15 protein-coding genes are annotated in these 15221 nt (G+C 63.5%); 7 read left to right on the top strand and 8 right to left on the bottom strand.

From position 1 onward, the window contains the following. Positions 1-77: 77 nt before the first annotated feature. On the bottom strand, positions 78-2075 hold the full coding sequence (thrS, locus tag EGM87_RS18060; protein ID WP_061936515.1) for a threonine--tRNA ligase: 1998 nt from the start codon (positions 2073-2075) through the stop codon (positions 78-80). A 173-nt stretch (positions 2076-2248) separates the two neighbouring features. On the opposite strand from thrS, the gene EGM87_RS18055 reads away from it, so the two are divergent. The 3 genes from EGM87_RS18055 to EGM87_RS18045 all read left to right on the top strand — a co-directional run bounded on the left by EGM87_RS18055 (position 2249) and on the right by EGM87_RS18045 (position 4969). Then, the gene (locus EGM87_RS18055; protein ID WP_137709383.1) at positions 2249-2686 is read left to right on the top strand and encodes an ExbD/TolR family protein; all 438 of its coding nucleotides are present in this window, start codon (positions 2249-2251) and stop codon (positions 2684-2686) included. 121 nt (positions 2687-2807) lie between these two features. Continuing rightward, entirely contained in the window at positions 2808-3890 is a 1083-nt protein-coding gene (locus EGM87_RS18050; RefSeq protein WP_137709384.1) for a YjgN family protein, read from the top strand. 5 nt (positions 3891-3895) lie between these two features. Next, a complete protein-coding gene (locus EGM87_RS18045; protein ID WP_137709385.1) occupies positions 3896-4969 on the top strand; it encodes a M48 family metallopeptidase in 1074 nt (357 codons plus the stop codon). A 107-nt stretch (positions 4970-5076) separates the two neighbouring features. Here EGM87_RS18045 and rpmB read toward each other — a convergent pair whose 3' ends face one another. Beyond that, positions 5077-5370 carry a 50S ribosomal protein L28 gene (gene rpmB / locus EGM87_RS18040; RefSeq protein ID WP_025549932.1) on the bottom strand — a complete coding sequence of 98 codons (294 nt, stop codon included), beginning with the start codon at positions 5368-5370 and terminating at the stop codon, positions 5077-5079. 148 nt (positions 5371-5518) lie between these two features. On the opposite strand from rpmB, the gene EGM87_RS18035 reads away from it, so the two are divergent. Both EGM87_RS18035 and EGM87_RS18030 read left to right on the top strand, forming a co-directional pair. Further along, positions 5519-5740, top strand: a complete 222-nt coding sequence (locus EGM87_RS18035) for a hypothetical protein (RefSeq protein ID WP_137709386.1) — start codon at positions 5519-5521, stop codon at positions 5738-5740. A gap of 77 nt (positions 5741-5817) precedes the next feature. Continuing rightward, positions 5818-6276 carry a nucleoside deaminase gene (locus EGM87_RS18030; RefSeq protein WP_137709387.1) on the top strand — a complete coding sequence of 153 codons (459 nt, stop codon included), beginning with the start codon at positions 5818-5820 and terminating at the stop codon, positions 6274-6276. Here the strand turns inward: EGM87_RS18030 and EGM87_RS18025 are convergent. Then, complete coding sequence (locus EGM87_RS18025; RefSeq protein ID WP_137709388.1) at positions 6238-8139, bottom strand: hypothetical protein; 1902 nt, start codon at positions 8137-8139, stop codon at positions 6238-6240. The genes EGM87_RS18030 and EGM87_RS18025 overlap by 39 nt on opposite strands. A 142-nt stretch (positions 8140-8281) precedes the next feature. On the opposite strand from EGM87_RS18025, the gene EGM87_RS18020 reads away from it, so the two are divergent. Further along, positions 8282-8698 (top strand): GtrA family protein, encoded by a 417-nt coding sequence (locus tag EGM87_RS18020; RefSeq protein ID WP_061936530.1) that lies wholly within the window; start codon positions 8282-8284, stop codon positions 8696-8698. A gap of 48 nt (positions 8699-8746) precedes the next feature. Here EGM87_RS18020 and EGM87_RS18015 read toward each other — a convergent pair whose 3' ends face one another. The 3 genes from EGM87_RS18015 to EGM87_RS18005 form a co-directional block, all read right to left on the bottom strand. After that, positions 8747-9547 (bottom strand): LytR/AlgR family response regulator transcription factor, encoded by an 801-nt coding sequence (locus EGM87_RS18015; protein ID WP_020821166.1) that lies wholly within the window; start codon positions 9545-9547, stop codon positions 8747-8749. Continuing rightward, positions 9544-10650: a sensor histidine kinase gene (locus EGM87_RS18010; protein WP_025549936.1), complete on the bottom strand. Its 1107-nt coding sequence runs from the start codon at positions 10648-10650 to the stop codon at positions 9544-9546. Before EGM87_RS18010 ends, EGM87_RS18015 begins: the two co-directional genes overlap by 4 nt. Positions 10651-10796: 146 nt before the next feature. Further along, positions 10797-11276 (bottom strand): winged helix-turn-helix transcriptional regulator, encoded by a 480-nt coding sequence (locus tag EGM87_RS18005; RefSeq protein WP_137709707.1) that lies wholly within the window; start codon positions 11274-11276, stop codon positions 10797-10799. Positions 11277-11388: 112 nt separating this feature from the next. Between EGM87_RS18005 and EGM87_RS18000 the strand changes: the two genes are divergently transcribed. Continuing rightward, positions 11389-13494, top strand: coding sequence for a RelA/SpoT family protein (locus EGM87_RS18000; RefSeq protein ID WP_044661528.1), 2106 nt, complete (start codon positions 11389-11391; stop codon positions 13492-13494). A gap of 375 nt (positions 13495-13869) precedes the next feature. On the opposite strand, the gene rplL is transcribed toward EGM87_RS18000, so the two are convergent. Both rplL and rplJ read right to left on the bottom strand, forming a co-directional pair. After that, on the bottom strand, positions 13870-14250 hold the full coding sequence (gene rplL, locus EGM87_RS17995; RefSeq protein WP_007687446.1) for a 50S ribosomal protein L7/L12: 381 nt from the start codon (positions 14248-14250) through the stop codon (positions 13870-13872). An 84-nt stretch (positions 14251-14334) separates the two neighbouring features. Next, positions 14335-14850 (bottom strand): 50S ribosomal protein L10, encoded by a 516-nt coding sequence (gene rplJ / locus EGM87_RS17990; RefSeq protein WP_025551854.1) that lies wholly within the window; start codon positions 14848-14850, stop codon positions 14335-14337. Positions 14851-15221 lie beyond the last annotated feature (371 nt).

The raw sequence follows: 15221 nt of genomic DNA, 5'->3' as shown, positions 1-15221 counted from the left end.
CGGCCCTTTAGCGCAAAGCCGAAAGGGGCGGCAAGCCCGCAATCGCGGATTTGCCGGCCCCATGTGGCATTGCTGCCTCACTGCATATCGGGTGCCTTCGCCTCCTTTACAAGACGGGCGATGATGTCGTCGACAGAAAGGACGCTCTGCCCCTCCTTGCCCAGCTCGCGCAGCGCCACCGTGCCCTCGTCCGCCTCCCGGCGGCCGACGACCAGCAGATTCGGCACTTTTGCAAGGCTGTGCTCGCGCACCTTATAGTTGATCTTCTCATTGCGGACGTCGGTTTCGGCCCTGATGCCAGCCGCCCGGAGCTTCTCCACCACCTGGCCTGCATAGCCGTCCGCATCGGACACGATGGTCGCCACCACCGCCTGCACCGGCGCCAGCCAGAGCGGGAAACGGCCCGCATAATGTTCGATGAGGATGCCTATGAACCGTTCATAGGAACCGAAGATCGCACGGTGGAGCATCACCGGCCGGTGCCGCTCGCCATCTTCGCCAATATAGGAGGCGTCGAGTCGCTCCGGCAATACCCGGTCCGACTGGATCGTCCCCACCTGCCAGGTCCGCCCGATCGCATCGGTCAGATGCCATTCCAGCTTGGGCGCATAAAAGGCGCCTTCGCCCGGCAGTTCCTCCCAGCCATATTCGGGCGTGTTGAGCCCCGCCGCCGCAACCGCGTCGCGCAGTTCATTTTCCGCCTGATCCCACATCTCGTCGCTGCCGAAGCGCTTTTCGGGGCGCAGGGCGAGCTTGATCGAATAGGTGAAGCCGAAATCCCTGTAGATCCGATCCGCCAGCGCACAGAAGGCGCGCACTTCCTCCACGATCTGGTCCTCGCGGCAGAAGATATGCGCGTCGTCTTGCGTGAACTGGCGCACACGCATCAGCCCGTGCAACGCCCCATGCGGCTCGTTGCGGTGGCAGCAGCCATTCTCGTAGAAGCGCAGCGGCAGGTCGCGATAGCTCTTGATCCCCTGACGGAAGATCAGGACATGCGCCGGGCAGTTCATCGGCTTCAAAGCCATCCAGTCGGCATCGTCCGACACCAGCGGCCCTTCATCCTCGACATTCGGCACTTCGTCGGGGATGACGAACATATTCTCGCGATATTTGCCCCAATGGCCGGACGCTTCCCACTGGCGCGCGTCCATCACCTGCGGCGTCTTGACCTCACGATAGCCCGCATCGTCGATGGCGCGGCGCATATAGGCTTCCAGAGCCCGCCAGATGATATAGCCCTTGGGGTGCCAGAAGACCGATCCATGCGCCTCCTGCTGGAGGTGGAACAGGTCCATCTCCGCGCCCAGCTTGCGATGGTCGCGCTTGGCCGCTTCTTCCAGCCGCGTCAGATGCGCGTCGAGCTGCTTCCTGTTGAGCCAGCCGGTGCCATAGACGCGGCTCAGCATCGCATTCTTCTGATCGCCGCGCCAATAGGCACCCGACACGCGGGTCAGCTTGAACGCCGCCGGATCGAGTTTGCCTGTCGAGGCCAGATGCGGCCCCCGGCACATGTCGAGCCAGTCGCCGCCCGACCAATAGACGGTCAGTTCCTCGCCCTCGGGAAGCTCAGCGGCCCATTCGGCCTTGAAGGTCTCGCCCCCGGCCCGCCAGCGCGCGATCAGGTCCTCGCGCTTCCACACCTCGCGGCGCAGCGGCTTGTCGGCGGCGATGATCTCCCGCATCTTCGCCTCGATGGCGGGCAGGTCCTCCTCCGTAAAGGGCCGCTGCTTTCCTTCGATGACGGGGGGCGCGAAGTCATAATAGAAGCCATCGTCCGTCGCCGGGCCGAAGGTGATCTGCGTCCCCGGAAACAGCGCCTGCACCGCTTCGGCCAGCACATGGGCGAAGTCGTGCCGCGCCAGTTCCAGCGCATCGGCCTCATCCTTCGACGTCACCAGCGCCAGTTGCGCATCGGCCTCCAGCGGCCGCATGATGTCGCGCAGCTCGCCATCGACCCGCGCGGCGATGGCCGCCTTGGCCAGCCCCGGCCCGATCGCCGCCGCAATGTCCGCCGGGGTAGTGCCGGGCGCGACTTCACGCACGGAACCATCGGGCAGGGTTATCTTGAGCATGGCGGACACGGAGGGTCTTTCTGTTGAAATGGCAGGTTGCGCAGCCGAAAAAAGCCGCGCCTTCCCCATAAATGGGCCGCCCGCCCTGTCAATAGAAGCCCTCTTGCCAGCGCATCGCGATCAGCGCATGATACATGTGTTGTTATATCATTATTTCAACAGGAGGGATGCATATGGCCTTGAGCTTCGCAAGACCCCGGCCGGGCGACGGGGCAACGCCGATGTCGGACATGAACACAACGCCGCTGATCGACGTGATGCTGGTGCTGTTGATCATGTTCATCATCACGATCCCGATCCAGACGCACAGCGTCGGCGTCGACCTGCCGCAAACCCCCAGGGAACTGACGCCGCCGCCGGTCGACACGGTCAAGAACAGGGTCGGCATCGACGCCGACGGCACTATCCGCTGGAACGGCGGGGCCGTCGACCGGCTGACGCTCCGCCAATATCTCGCCGCCTCGCTGCGCCTGCCTGCCGAACCGGAACTCCAGTTCCAGCCCGATGCCGGCGCGCGTTACGTGACGGTGGATGAGGTGCTGGCCGACATCCGCCGCTCAGGCGTGACGAAGCTCGGCTTCATCGGCAATGAGCGCTACGCCAGCTTTTGATCGGCCGTAAAAAATGACGATCCGCGTGATTTCAGGGGGATAGCATTCCATATGGCCATGAAACCCCTTGACCAACGGTCCCCGGCATAGTCTTCTCCCACCGGGGACCAAGGGGGGCATCATGGATCAGGAACGCATTGGCGGCGACGGCTTCGCTTTTGAGGGCAATTGGCGCGACTATGCGCCCATTGCCTTCACCAACCTGCTGCTGACGATCGTCACGCTGGGCATATATCGCTTCTGGGCGACAACGCGCACGCGGCGCTATCTCTGGGCGAACACGCGCTTCATCGACGACCGGCTGGAATGGACGGGAACGGGCAAGGAACTATTCCTCGGCTTCCTGATGGTGCTGGCGCTGATCGGCCTGCCGTTCCTCTTCCTTCAGTTCGGCGCGCAGGCCCTCGTCCTTCAGGGGCATGGGGGCATGGCCGCGATACTGACGCTCGCTGCGTTCGTGACGATCTTCTACATGGTCGGTCTCGCCCGCTTCCGCGCGCTGCGCTACCGGCTCAGCCGGACATGGTGGCACGGCATCCGGGGCGGCAGCGACGATCAGGGCTTCGGCTACGGCATTTCCTATATGTGGAAGTCGGCGGTGGGCAGCCTGGCGCTGGGCCTGCTCGTCCCATGGTCGATGATGTCGCTGTGGAACGAACGCTGGAACAAGATGAGCTTCGGCCCGCACAGTTTCGAATCGGCAGGCGATCACGGCCCGACCTTCCGGCGCTTCCTGCTCTTCTACCTCCTGCCGATCCTGCTGTTCGTGGGCGGAGGCGCAATGGTCGCGATGGCGGGCTTTCCGGGACAGGACGGTGCCGGCTCCCGCTCCCGCATGGCCGGGGCCATCTTCGGCATCATCGCGTTCGTGCTGACCTTCTATCTGGGTCTCGGCCTCATCGCGCTCGCCTTCTACGCGAGTTTCTTCCGTGAAGCGGTGGAGGGGCTGTCGCTCACGGGCCTCGACTTCCATTTCTACGCGCGGACCAAAGACTGGATATGGCTGTTCCTGGGTGACATTGCGCTGGTCCTCTGCACCATCGGCATCGGGTCGATCTTCCTGCAATACCGGCACTGGAAGTTCTTCGTCACCCATATGGGCGTGACCGGCACGATCTATACCGACGAACTCACACAGTCGCAGACGAAGACCAGCCGCCATGGCGAGGGCCTGCTCGACGCGCTGGACGTCGGCGCTTTCTGAACCGCATGTCGGACTTCCGGCTCTGGCATTATGACGGCGCGACGGCGGTCCGACGCAATGTCCTGCTTCGTACCGCCGGCACCGGCTTCGTGCTGGAGGAGCCGGAGAGCGGCTGGACGGGCCTGCCCATAGACTGGAGCGACCTTACCGTCATCAGCCTGCAGGACGACCGTTCGGTCTATGGCCATAAGGCGATCCCCGGCTGGCGCCTGGGCTTTTCCGGCGAAGCGCCTCCCGACATCGCCGCCCATCTGCCGACGGGCGAACGCTATGGCCGCTGGATCGATCGCTTCGGCCTGTGGCCGGCGGCGGGAATCTTCACCGTGACCGCCGCGCTCATCGTCTGGGGCGCGCTCGAAGCACCCGCCGTCATCGCCCCGCTCGTCCCGCAAAGCTGGGAGAACCGCATGGGCGATGCCATGGTGGGCGATTTCGGCGGGCGGTTCTGCCACACACCGGCAGGCGATGCCGCGCTCGAACAGCTGGCGGCGCGGATCGACCCCGGCCATGAGGCCCGCGACATTTCGCTCGCCAACATTCCCATGGTGAATGCGGTGACATTGCCGGGGGGAAGGATCATCCTCTTCGATGGCCTGGTCCAGCAGGCAAAGTCCGCCGATGAAGTCGCGGGCGTGCTCGGCCATGAACTGGGCCATGTGCGCCACCGCGACACGATGACAGGCCTCATCCGCCAGCTTGGCCTCAGCGTCGTGCTGGGCGGCGCGGGGGGCAATGCCGGCAATTATCTGAACGGCGTGCTGTCGCTGAGCTATGGCCGCGGCGCGGAAAGCGCCGCGGACGGCGTCGCCATCGACCAGATGCGCGGCGCCGGGATTTCGCCTGCCGCGACGGCCGCCTTCTTCGACCGGATCGGCGGCAAGGACGAGGGCACGGAAGCGCGGGCGATAAGCTGGCTTTCCTCCCATCCCCTCTCCGCCGAACGCCGCCGCCGCTTCGCCGCTGCCGTGAAGCCGGACACATCCTACCGCCCGGCGTTGGACCAGGCACAATGGCAGGCGCTGCGCGCTTCCTGCGCCAGCGATCCGAAGGTCGCCAAATTCTGGGGCAAACCCTTTTAGGGTACATGGGCTCGGATTGTTTAAATCAGCCAGCCCCACCATCCATGCGAACGCAAAAAAGCGGCCTGTTGCCAGGCCGCTCTTTCAAGCGAACGAAGCAAGCCGAATCAGGCCGCTGCGGCGGCCTTCTTCTTCGCGATGTCGCGCTTCAGGCGGCGAGCCTTCAGCGACAGCTTGTCGTCGCTGGTCTTCAGCAGCCAGTTGTCCAGGCCGCCATTATGCTCGACCGAACGCAGACCATGGGTCGACACGCGCAGCTTCACGGTCGTTTCCAGCGCTTCGGAGATCAGCGACACGTTCTGCAGGTTGGGCAGGAACACACGCTTGGTCTTGTTATTGGCGTGGGAAACATTGTGACCCACCTGGCGGCCCTTGCCGGTCAGCTCGCAAATGCGCGACATAGTCAATCAACCTTGTAATTCGGGTTCGTTCGGAAAGCGGCGCCGATAACGGGATTCCCGACGCTCGTCAACCCGCCCAGCGCCTTTCAGGGCCGCAACCCTTTCCGACTCATGAGCGTTGACGGGCCATAAGCCAAAGGAGGCGGAAATGCGATTCATTGGTGGCCTGTTGCTGATCGTGCTGCTGGTTCTGGCCGGCGGAATTGCCACCGGCTTCATCGACCTGCAGAAAACGCAGGAGGGACGGCTGCCGGAAATCGCGGTCAAGGGCGGCTCCCTGCCCAAATATGAGGCCAGCGTGGCCAGGGTGGAGGTCGGCAAACACAAGGAGACGGTCGAGCTGCCGACAGTGGACGTACAGAAGCCCTGAGGCCTGTTCTGACAGCGGGATAGCGAGGCATTACAGCCTCTCCCCCAAAGCCCCGTCATCCTGTATGGGGCGAAGCCATGTCCTCGCCCTTCCCCCTGCCCGATCCGATGCGGCGTGCGCTCGATCTCGCTTATGCCGCCGCCAGAGCGGGAGAGGTGCCGATCGGCGCGGTCGTCACCCTCGACGGCCGCATCATCGGTGAAGGGGAAAATCGCAACCGGCGCGACAATGATCCCACCGCCCATGCCGAAATGGTCGCGATCCGCGCCGCGGCAACCCGTCTGGGCGACTTCCGCCTCTCCGGCTGCGACCTCTGGGTAACATTGGAGCCGTGCGCCATGTGCGCCGGGGCGATCTCCCACGCCCGCATCGCCCGCCTCTATTATGCCGTGGCGGACCCCAAGGGCGGCGCGATCGAACAGGGACCCCGCCTCTTCACGCAACCGCAATGCCTCCACCGGCCAGAGGTCTATGGCGACCTCGCCGCTGCGGAAGCATCAACGCTGCTCAAGGCTTTTTTTCTCGCCCGGCGCTGAATAGTCGATGCGGTAGAGCGTGTAGGGCAGCGTCATCCCCGTCCTCAACGGCACCGGCTTCAGCCAGCCGGGCACCTCGCCCCGCATCAGCCCGGCATAAAAGCCCCTGGGGCTGCGCGACTGATAGATGGTGCCCTCGGGAAAGCCAGGACAGACCAGCAGATAGGTGGCATGGTGCTTCGCAGCGATCGGCCGGAACGCGTCGGCAGGGCCGTCATAGGCGTGGTGCATGTCGAGGATCGTCGCGCCGTTGCGGTGATAGGGGCCTGCCACGGCGCTGTGGTGCGTCGCGACGATCAGGCGCGGTCCCAGGTCGACCATGGTGAAGATGGTGGCGGGCGGCAACTGGTCGAGCACCTGCAGCGCCGGCAGGGTGCGGCACCGGCCGTTGGCCTTGTCGATGGCCTTGCGACGCAGCTGTGCCGTCGGCTTTTGCGGCTTGGGCTGTTCGCCCGTCGCCTTGACCCAGAGCTGGTTCAACTGCGGATAAAGCGGCGTTGCAAAGGCTGCCCCGGCGAGCACAGCCGCGCCCAGCGCGGCGGCCAGACGGGCGGCGGGCCGTCCCGTCGCGATCAGGCATAGCAGCCGATAGGCGGCCCAGGCGGCGGGCGGTATGGCCAGCAATTGCGCCGCCGGTCCGGCGCGAAGCTGCCAGAAGAGCAGCGCGGTGGAAAAGAGCATCATCAGGCCTACGGTGGCCCAGGCCCAGAGCCGGTCGGCGTCCCTGCGCGCGTCCCACAGCGCCCAAAGCAGGCCGATCAGGCCAGCCGCCGGAATGGCCATCAACGGCACCACCAGGCTGCGCGCCTGCACGGTGATCGGCTTGGCTTCGCGGATATTGACCAGCCACAGCTTCTCCAACTCGGGCGAGATCTGATAGGCGCCCGACAGGCATTGCGGCCAGTTCGTCCAAGCGAAGGCCGCCACCGCCGCCCCGACCAGTACCCCCGCGCCCAGCCGCGCCGGCCAGCTCTTGAGCGGGAGCAGCGCCAGCAGCACCATCCCGGCCGACGCAACCGCGAAGATCGCCACCCAGATGGGCGAGATTGCGTCGCACACCATTTCCCGGTTGGCGTAGCTGGCGAACAGCACGAACAGCAGCGACGTCGCTCCGCCAAGGCTGATCGCATAGGGCAGCATCCGCCGGGCCGCGCCGTCCTTGAACACCCATCGCATCGCGATCAGCGCGCCGCCTGCCGCTAGATAGACGATCATTTCCATGCCGATGGCGATGGACAGCGCGCTGCTAACGCCCGCGACGATGCCGCCGCGCAGCCAGTTGCGGTCGACCACGCCCGCCAGCATCAGGACGGTGAAGGCCAGTTGCCAGCCATGATGGTCGATCCGCATCGGCAGGAACATGCTGATGCCCATCTGCGCGGCGAAGGGCGCCACCGCCGCCAGGAACCAGCTGTTCCCCCCCGCCAGCCTTCGCGCGATGAAGCCAAGGCCCAGCATCAGCGGCAGCATCGGCAGCATCGGCGCGATGCCGCAGGCCAGCCGGTCGGCCAGCCCCTGGTCCAGGAAAGCGCGGAAGAACAGCATCAGCGCCGCCAGCGGCAGGTCCACCAGCCGCGACCAGTGGATATTGAACCCGGCGGGCGGATCCAGCCGATATTGCCGCAGGTCGTACCATGCCTGCCCGGCCAGCCAGTCCTTCACCTGAAGATAACGGATATTGTCGTCCGTATCGCTGAGCGTCAGCCAATGAATCTGCGGCCAGCGGGTGGCGATCATATAGGCCATGGCGCCGATCCACAGCAGGACGGTCAGCCACTTCCAGTTGCGCTCCGTATAGCCGGAGAATTGCGCCGCGACAGGGGCGACATGAGCGCGCAGGACAGGCCAGCTTTGCAGTTTCATGGTGGCTCGATTAGAGGGATTGCGAGCCAGATGGAACATCTGGCGGCTCGGAAATCCCGGAAAACAAAGATGCCAATGGCTTTCCGGTTCAATCCGAACCGGAAAGCCATTAGAGGCTCCGCATCAAAGCGCAACGGGGCACATGAAAATCCTCCGAATCCTCACACCGGAAAAACAGGCCCTGTTCTGGCAGATCGTCCGCTACGGATTGACCGGCCTGTTCGTGACCGCCTGTCAGGCCGCGATCTACTGGACCCTGGCCGCGCCGGTCGGCCTGCATCCGCAGGTCGCGAACGGCGTCGGCTATCTGGCGGCGGTGGCGATCGGCTATGTCACGCACAGCAGCTTCACCTTCCGCGGCCATGGCAGCCGCGACAATCAGGCGGCCCGCGGCATCCGCTTCTTCGCGGTCTCGCTGGTGAGCTATGCCTTGAACGCGCTATGGGTGTGGCTGTGCGTCACCCATATGCGTTGGCCGGAATGGTCGCCCATCCCGGCCATGCTGTTCGTGACGCCCGCCGTGGTGTTCGGGCTGAACAGGCAATGGGTGTTCCGGTGAAGAACAAGCCTGTCGGCCTTCGAGGGGGGCCGCCTGCGCGGCCGAAACTCAATGCACGAACCGCGCCACCACATCGCGATAGGACCGGCTGACCTTCACCTGCGCGCCCGATTCCAGCACCAGGAAGCATTCGCCATTGGTATGCGGCTTCACCTGCCGCACCTGGCTCAGATTCACGATGGTCGAGCGGTGCACGCGCTGGAAATTGCGGGGGTCGAGCCGCTTTTCGAGGTCCTTCATCGTCTCGCGCAGGATCAGCGAATTGTCGGCGGTATAAATGCACATATAATCGCCCGCCGCGTCGATCCGCTCGATGGAATCGACATCGACGCGGAAAATCTGCCCGCGATCCTTGATGTTGATCAGCTTTTCGAAGCGATTGGCGGCAGGCGCGTCGCCATCGCCCGAAAAATCGTTCATCGCATCGGGCGCAACCTCGGCCAGCACTTCGCGCAGCTTTTCCACTTCCTGCACCTGACGCTTTTCCGAAAGCCGCTGCCGCACCCGGTCGAGCGCGTCGGCCAGCCGGCCTTCTTCGACGGGCTTCATCAGATAGTCGACCGCCTGCGCCTCGAAGGCGCGGATCGCATGGTCGCTATAGGCGGTGCAGAAGATGAAAAGCGGCGGCTCGACCTCCATCAGCCCCTGCACGACGGAAAATCCGTCGAAGCCGGGCATTTGAATGTCAAGGAACACAAGGTCGGGCTTATGCGTCTTTATGGCGCGGATCGCTTCCCGGCCGTTGGAACAGGTTTCTACGATTTCGACATCCTCATGCGCTTCCAGACGCAGCTTGAGGCCTTGGATAGCCAGGCTTTCGTCGTCGACGAGGATTGTTCTGATGGTCATGCGGCCACTCTCGATGGTTCATCCAGGTTAAGCGGCATTTCGATCAGGACCGAAAAGCCGCCAGGCGTGGAACGCGTTTCGAAGCTCTGTCGTTCCCCGAAGGCCTGAATCAGCCTGTCGCGGATGTTCGCCAGACCGACGCCCGTTCCTTCGCTGGCCGGATTGTTCGGGCGGGTGAACCCCTCATTCAATCCCGGACCCGTATCGGATACGATGATCCGGACGTTTTCACCGGCAGGCTGCGCCGTGACGGAGATTTCCGCGCCCTCTTCCTTGGGCGTCACGGCATATTTGATCGCATTTTCGACCAGAGGCTGCAGCAGGAGAGAGGGGAGGCGCGACTGCGAGACCGCCGGATCGATGTTGAAGACCGGCCGCAACCGATCCTCGAACCGCATCTTCTCGATCTCCAGATACAGCTTCAGCGTCTCAATCTCCTGCTCGATCGTCACCTGCGCGGTCGGCTCGTTGATCAGCGTATAGCGCAGGAAGGAGGACAGGCGGGACAGCATGGCATTGGCCCGGTCGGTCTGCTTCAGCAGCACCAGCGTCGAGATCGAGTTCAGCGTATTGAACAGGAAATGCGGGTTGAGCTGATAGCGCAGCATCGCCAGTTGCGCGCTCGACGCCTGATTCTCCAACCGCAGCAACTGGTCCGCCTGCTCCTCCACCGTCAGGTAGAAGTTGATCGCATAATATAGCGCCGACCATGCCCCCAGCAATGTCATGCTGAGGTAGAAGGCGCCCAGGAACAGTTGCAGCCCCGCCGTGTCGCTGCCCCGATTCTGGGTGGAGAAGACCCAGGCGTCGATAAATGCGACCAACCCCGCCGCGACCACCACCGTGACGATGGAGGCGCCCCATGTCACGATGGGCCGCTGCCGCTGGAGGAAGCGGAACACCACCGCGATCAGCAGCGTCACCGAATAGCCCGACACGGTCGAGATCATCACCGGGATCAGGCTGGAAAGCGGCTGCCCATTGGCGATGGTCGAGGAACCGCGCAACAGGAAGGCGCCGGCCCACCCCACGGACTGGAGGTTCCAGAAGGCGCGGTTCTTGTCCGCGAAGAAAGGCTGGGGCTGGAAACGATGGACCGACATTATCGCCAGCCTAAAGCATCAGGCAAAAAAGTGGGAACCGGTTTTTTGCGGCCGGTACGTGATCGATGAAAAAATGAAACACAAAGGGGACTCGCCATGCTGGAACGAATTCAGCATGGCCGACCGATTCAAAGCGCGCATTATCGTCAGGCAGCCGCCGCTTCCTGAGTCACCGGCGTCTCCTCATCGACGCACAACCAGATCAGATCGCTCGGCTCCAGCGTGCGGCCATCATGGGCCTGGATGGTCATCTTGCGGATCGGCTGCCGGTCGCGGCTGTCGGCCAGCACCTGGCAGGAGATGGGACCGCAGCCCCATTTCTCACCCCATTGGCGCAGCGCGATCATCGCAGGCGCCAGATCCTGTCCCTTGTCGGTCAGGCGATATTCCACCTTGCGCCGGTCGCATTGCATCGGCTGACGCACCATGATGCCGTTTTCCACCAGCCGCGCGAGTCGATTCGCCAGGATGTTGCAGGCAATGCCGAGGGTCGACTGAAACTCCTCGAAATGCCGGATTCCCGACAGAGCGCCCCGCAAGATGAGGAACGACCAGCGTTCTCCCATCGCCTCCAATGCGCTGGGCAGCGCGCATTGTTCCAGATCCTGCGCCAGATTATGTGTCATCGTCTTCATTTGATAGCTCAAAGCCACCCGCGTTGCAAAAGCGCATCGCTATTCACCTAAGATGGGATTTTTTTGTTGCACAGCAAGGGGCATCGCGGACAATCGCAACAGGATGCTACGCCAATACGAACTTGTTGAACGGGTAAAGCGCTACGATCCGGATGCGGACGAAGCGATGATCAACCGCGCCTATGTCTTTTCCGTCCAGAAGCACGGGTCTCAGAAGCGCGCCAGCGGCGACCCCTATTTCAGCCATCCCATCGAAGTCGCCGGCATATTGACCGATTTCAACCTGGACGATCAGACCATCGTGACTGCGCTGCTGCACGACACGATAGAGGATACGCTCGTCACCTATGAGGAGATCGAGCACGCCTTCGGCAAGGACGTCGCCCGGATGGTCGACGGCGTCACCAAGCTCAGCAAGATCGAGGCCATGTCCGAAAATGAGCGGGCGGCGGAAAATCTGCGCAAATTCCTGCTCGCCATGTCGGACGACATCCGTGTGCTGCTGGTGAAGCTGGCCGACCGGCTGCACAACATGCGCACGCTGCACTTCATCAAGAATGAGCAGAAGCGCCGCCGCATCGCGCGGGAAACGATGGACATCTACGCCCCGCTGGCGGAGCGGATCGGCATGTACGACTTCATGCGCGAGATGCAGCTCCTGGCCTTCCGCGAACTGGAGCCGGAGGCCTATGACAGCATCACCAAGCGGCTGGAGCAACTGAAGGAAGGCGGCCATGACAAGGTCGACCGGATCGGCGCGGAACTGCAATTGCTGCTGGGCGGCAAGGGGCTGCCGGTCACGGTCTCGGGCCGCGAGAAGCATCCCTATTCCATCTGGAAGAAGATGCAGGAACGCCATATCAGCTTCGAGCAACTGACCGACGTCATGGCCTTCCGCGTCATCACCGAGACGACGGAGGACTGCTACCGCGCATTGGGCGTCATCCACCAGACCTACAAGATGGTGCCGGGGCGGTTCAAGGATTACATCTCCACGCCCAAGCGCAACGGCTACCGCTCGCTGCACACCACCGTCATCCATCAGGACAATGCCCGCATCGAGGTGCAGATTCGCAGCCGCGACATGCACCATGACGCCGAACTCGGCCTCGCCGCGCACTGGGCCTATAAGCAGAAGGGCGACGCCACCGACCACCATGCAGCCTGGCTGCGCGACCTGGTCGAAATCCTGGAGCAGAGCCAGGATGCGGACGAGCTGCTCGAACATACCCGCATGGCGATGTATCAGGACCGCATCTTCGCCTTTTCCCCCAAGGGCGAGCTGCACCAGTTGCCCAAGGGGTCGACGCCGGTCGACTTCGCCTATGCCGTGCACACCTCGCTCGGCAACCAGACGGTCGGCGCCAAGGTCAACGGCCGGGTCGTGCCGCTGCGCACGACGCTGGAGAATGGCGATCAGGTCGAGATCCTGAAATCCGAAGGACAGGAGCCGCAGCCCGGCTGGCTGACCTTCGCCATCACCGGCAAGGCCCGCGCCGCCATCCGCCGCTATATTCGCCAGAAGCAGCGCGGCGAGGAAGTCGCTCTGGGCGAGAAGCTCTATGAGGAAATCATCGGCCGCTTCTCCCCCGAACTGGCAAGCGAACTGGGCGACAAGGCATTGAAGGCGGCGTTGAAGCGCCTGAAGCTGGACGACCGCGCATCCCTGATGGTGGCCATCGCCACCCATCGCCTGCTCGATTCGGAGGTGATGGAGGCGCTCATTCCCGGCTCCACCAGCGTGGAGGGCATGGAGGAAGCCCATCCGCGCCAGCACGCCCCGGTATCGATCCGCGGCCTGACGCCCGGCATCGCCTATAATCTGGGCGACTGCTGCCACCCCGTCCCCGGCGACCGCATCGTCGGCGTCCGCCGCACCGGCGAACCGATCGAGGTCCACACCATCGATTGCCGTTCGCTGGAGGCGGGACAGGATGACGACTGGGTGGATTTAAGCTGGGACAGCAGGTCCAAGGGCGGCACCGCACGGCTTCAGGTGATCGTCAAGAACCAGCCGGGCGCGCTGGCCGCCGTCACCAACGTTTTCGGCGCGACCAAGGCGAACATCCTCAACCTGCAACTGGTGAACCGCGAAGGCCCCTTCCACACCGACATCATCGACCTGGAAGTCGCCGACGCCCAGCATCTGAACCGCATCCTCTCCGCCCTGCGCGGCCTCGACACGGTGGTGCAGGCGGATCGGGTCTAGAGCGTTTTCCAAGCAGATGGAATCATCTGCTGACTCGGAAAACGCGACAAAACAAAAACTTAGAGCGGTCGAGCCGATGCAATCGGATCGGAATCTGCTCTAGCGGCAGCGAAGGATGGTTGGCGGGACGCCAACTCTTCTTGCCGGCCGCGCGGGGAATGAGGATGCGGGGTGGGCGGCTGCCCTTCAGCTTTCCTGGAAGTATGGCGCGTTCTTGCGAAGGCGGGGGTATGATGCGCTCAACCGCAGCAACCGACATTCCCTCACCAATTCTGCCCAGGGAAAAGAAAAAAGGGCGGCGCCGAAGGCACCGCCCCGATTTCCTCCGGCCATAGCCGGAAAGCAGCCCCGCCTGCGCGGGGGGCTCGACCGAACTTACTTGAGTTCGACGGTCGCGCCGGCTTCTTCCAGCTGCTTCTTGATCTTCTCGGCTTCGTCCTTGCCGACGCCTTCCTTGACGGCCTTCGGCGCGCCTTCGACCAGAGCCTTGGCTTCGGTCAGGCCCAGGCCGGTGATGGCGCGGACTTCCTTGATGACGTTGATCTTCTTGCCGCCGTCGCCGGTCAGGACGACGTCGAATTCGTCCTTGGCTTCTTCAGCAGGAGCAGCGCCGGCAGCGCCACCGGCCGGAGCGGCAACCGCGACGGCAGCGGCGGCCGAAACGCCCCACTTTTCTTCCAGAGCCTTGGAAAGCTCAGCGGCTTCGAGGACGGTCAGGGCCGAGAGCTGGTCGACCAGAGCATTGATGTCTGCCATGTTACTTTACCTATTCCCTTCTGGGCGGGGCATGAGCCCCTTAAACGAGAGTTGAAAACAATATTCCGGAAAATCCCGCGGCGATCAGGCCGCGTTCTTTTCCGCATAGGCGTTGAAGACCCGCGCGAGCTGGGCAGCCGGGGCCTGGGTGACGGTTGCGAGCTTGGTAGCCGGGGCGACCAGAAGGCCGACCAGCTTCGCGCGCAGTTCATCCAGCGACGGCATCGAGGCGAGCGCCTTGACGCCCTCCGCGTTCAGCAGCACTTCGCCCATCGCACCGCCAACGATCTCAAGCTTGTCGTTGGTCTTGGCGAATTCGACCGCAACCTTCGCGGCTGCGACCGGATCGGCCGAGGAAGCGAGCCCGACCGGACCGGTCAGCAGGTCGCTGATGCCGCTATAGTCGGTGCCTTCAAGGGCGATCTTGGCGAGGCGGTTCTTCGTAACCTTGTAGGTGCCGCCGGCTTCGCGCATCTTCTGGCGCAGCTGGGTCGACTGGGCGACCGTCAGCCCGAGGTTGCGGGTCACGACGACCACGCCGACTTCGGCCAGATGTGCGTTCAGCGCGGAAACGACCTCAGCTTTCTGATTACGATCCATGCCTTTACTCCACTTCATGTCCGCCGGAAAATCCGGTGGACGGCAAAAACCCGCGACGAATCGCGGGGCATTGGTCCGAAGGGGAGAGATCGACTGGCCCGCATCCCTCAGGGAGAACAGGCAGACCCGGACAGGCAAGGCCCGGCCGGTAAAGAACTTTTCCCCGTCTAGGCCGGAAATTAAGAAGGGCATATTCCCTTCACCGACTGTCTCGGACGGAAGACCATCGACATTTCTGCCGGGGGTCTGCTGCGGGCGCCCCTACAGATTTGGAGGCCCCCTGTCACGCAAAATCTGGCGATTGGCGATGGAAGGCGACGGAAAAGCGCCGTTTTACGCCGAAGTTCACACCATATGCGCGCATGCGCGCG

The sequence above is a fragment of the Sphingobium sp. RSMS genome, assembly GCF_005406185.4.
Classification (GTDB): domain Bacteria; phylum Pseudomonadota; class Alphaproteobacteria; order Sphingomonadales; family Sphingomonadaceae; genus Sphingobium; species Sphingobium fuliginis.
This window is presented reverse-complemented; position numbering and strand designations above follow the sequence as displayed.

What these genes read in the sequence shown, in the direction of transcription:
- thrS (WP_061936515.1), bottom strand. Translation starts at nt 2,075, where the DNA reads ATGCTCAAGATAACCCTGCCCGATGGTTCCGTGCGTGAAGTCGCGCCC.
- EGM87_RS18030 (WP_137709387.1), top strand. Translation starts at nt 5,818, where the DNA reads ATGTCCTCGCCCTTCCCCCTGCCCGATCCGATGCGGCGTGCGCTCGAT.
- EGM87_RS18010 (WP_025549936.1), bottom strand. Translation starts at nt 10,650, where the DNA reads ATGTCGGTCCATCGTTTCCAGCCCCAGCCTTTCTTCGCGGACAAGAAC.
- rpmB (WP_025549932.1), bottom strand. Translation starts at nt 5,370, where the DNA reads ATGTCGCGCATTTGCGAGCTGACCGGCAAGGGCCGCCAGGTGGGTCAC.
- EGM87_RS18015 (WP_020821166.1), bottom strand. Translation starts at nt 9,547, where the DNA reads ATGACCATCAGAACAATCCTCGTCGACGACGAAAGCCTGGCTATCCAA.
- EGM87_RS18035 (WP_137709386.1), top strand. Translation starts at nt 5,519, where the DNA reads ATGCGATTCATTGGTGGCCTGTTGCTGATCGTGCTGCTGGTTCTGGCC.
- EGM87_RS18020 (WP_061936530.1), top strand. Translation starts at nt 8,282, where the DNA reads ATGAAAATCCTCCGAATCCTCACACCGGAAAAACAGGCCCTGTTCTGG.
- rplJ (WP_025551854.1), bottom strand. Translation starts at nt 14,850, where the DNA reads ATGGATCGTAATCAGAAAGCTGAGGTCGTTTCCGCGCTGAACGCACAT.
- EGM87_RS18055 (WP_137709383.1), top strand. Translation starts at nt 2,249, where the DNA reads ATGGCCTTGAGCTTCGCAAGACCCCGGCCGGGCGACGGGGCAACGCCG.
- rplL (WP_007687446.1), bottom strand. Translation starts at nt 14,250, where the DNA reads ATGGCAGACATCAATGCTCTGGTCGACCAGCTCTCGGCCCTGACCGTC.
- EGM87_RS18005 (WP_137709707.1), bottom strand. Translation starts at nt 11,276, where the DNA reads ATGACACATAATCTGGCGCAGGATCTGGAACAATGCGCGCTGCCCAGC.
- EGM87_RS18050 (WP_137709384.1), top strand. Translation starts at nt 2,808, where the DNA reads ATGGATCAGGAACGCATTGGCGGCGACGGCTTCGCTTTTGAGGGCAAT.
- EGM87_RS18045 (WP_137709385.1), top strand. Translation starts at nt 3,896, where the DNA reads ATGTCGGACTTCCGGCTCTGGCATTATGACGGCGCGACGGCGGTCCGA.
- EGM87_RS18000 (WP_044661528.1), top strand. Translation starts at nt 11,389, where the DNA reads ATGCTACGCCAATACGAACTTGTTGAACGGGTAAAGCGCTACGATCCG.
- EGM87_RS18025 (WP_137709388.1), bottom strand. Translation starts at nt 8,139, where the DNA reads ATGAAACTGCAAAGCTGGCCTGTCCTGCGCGCTCATGTCGCCCCTGTC.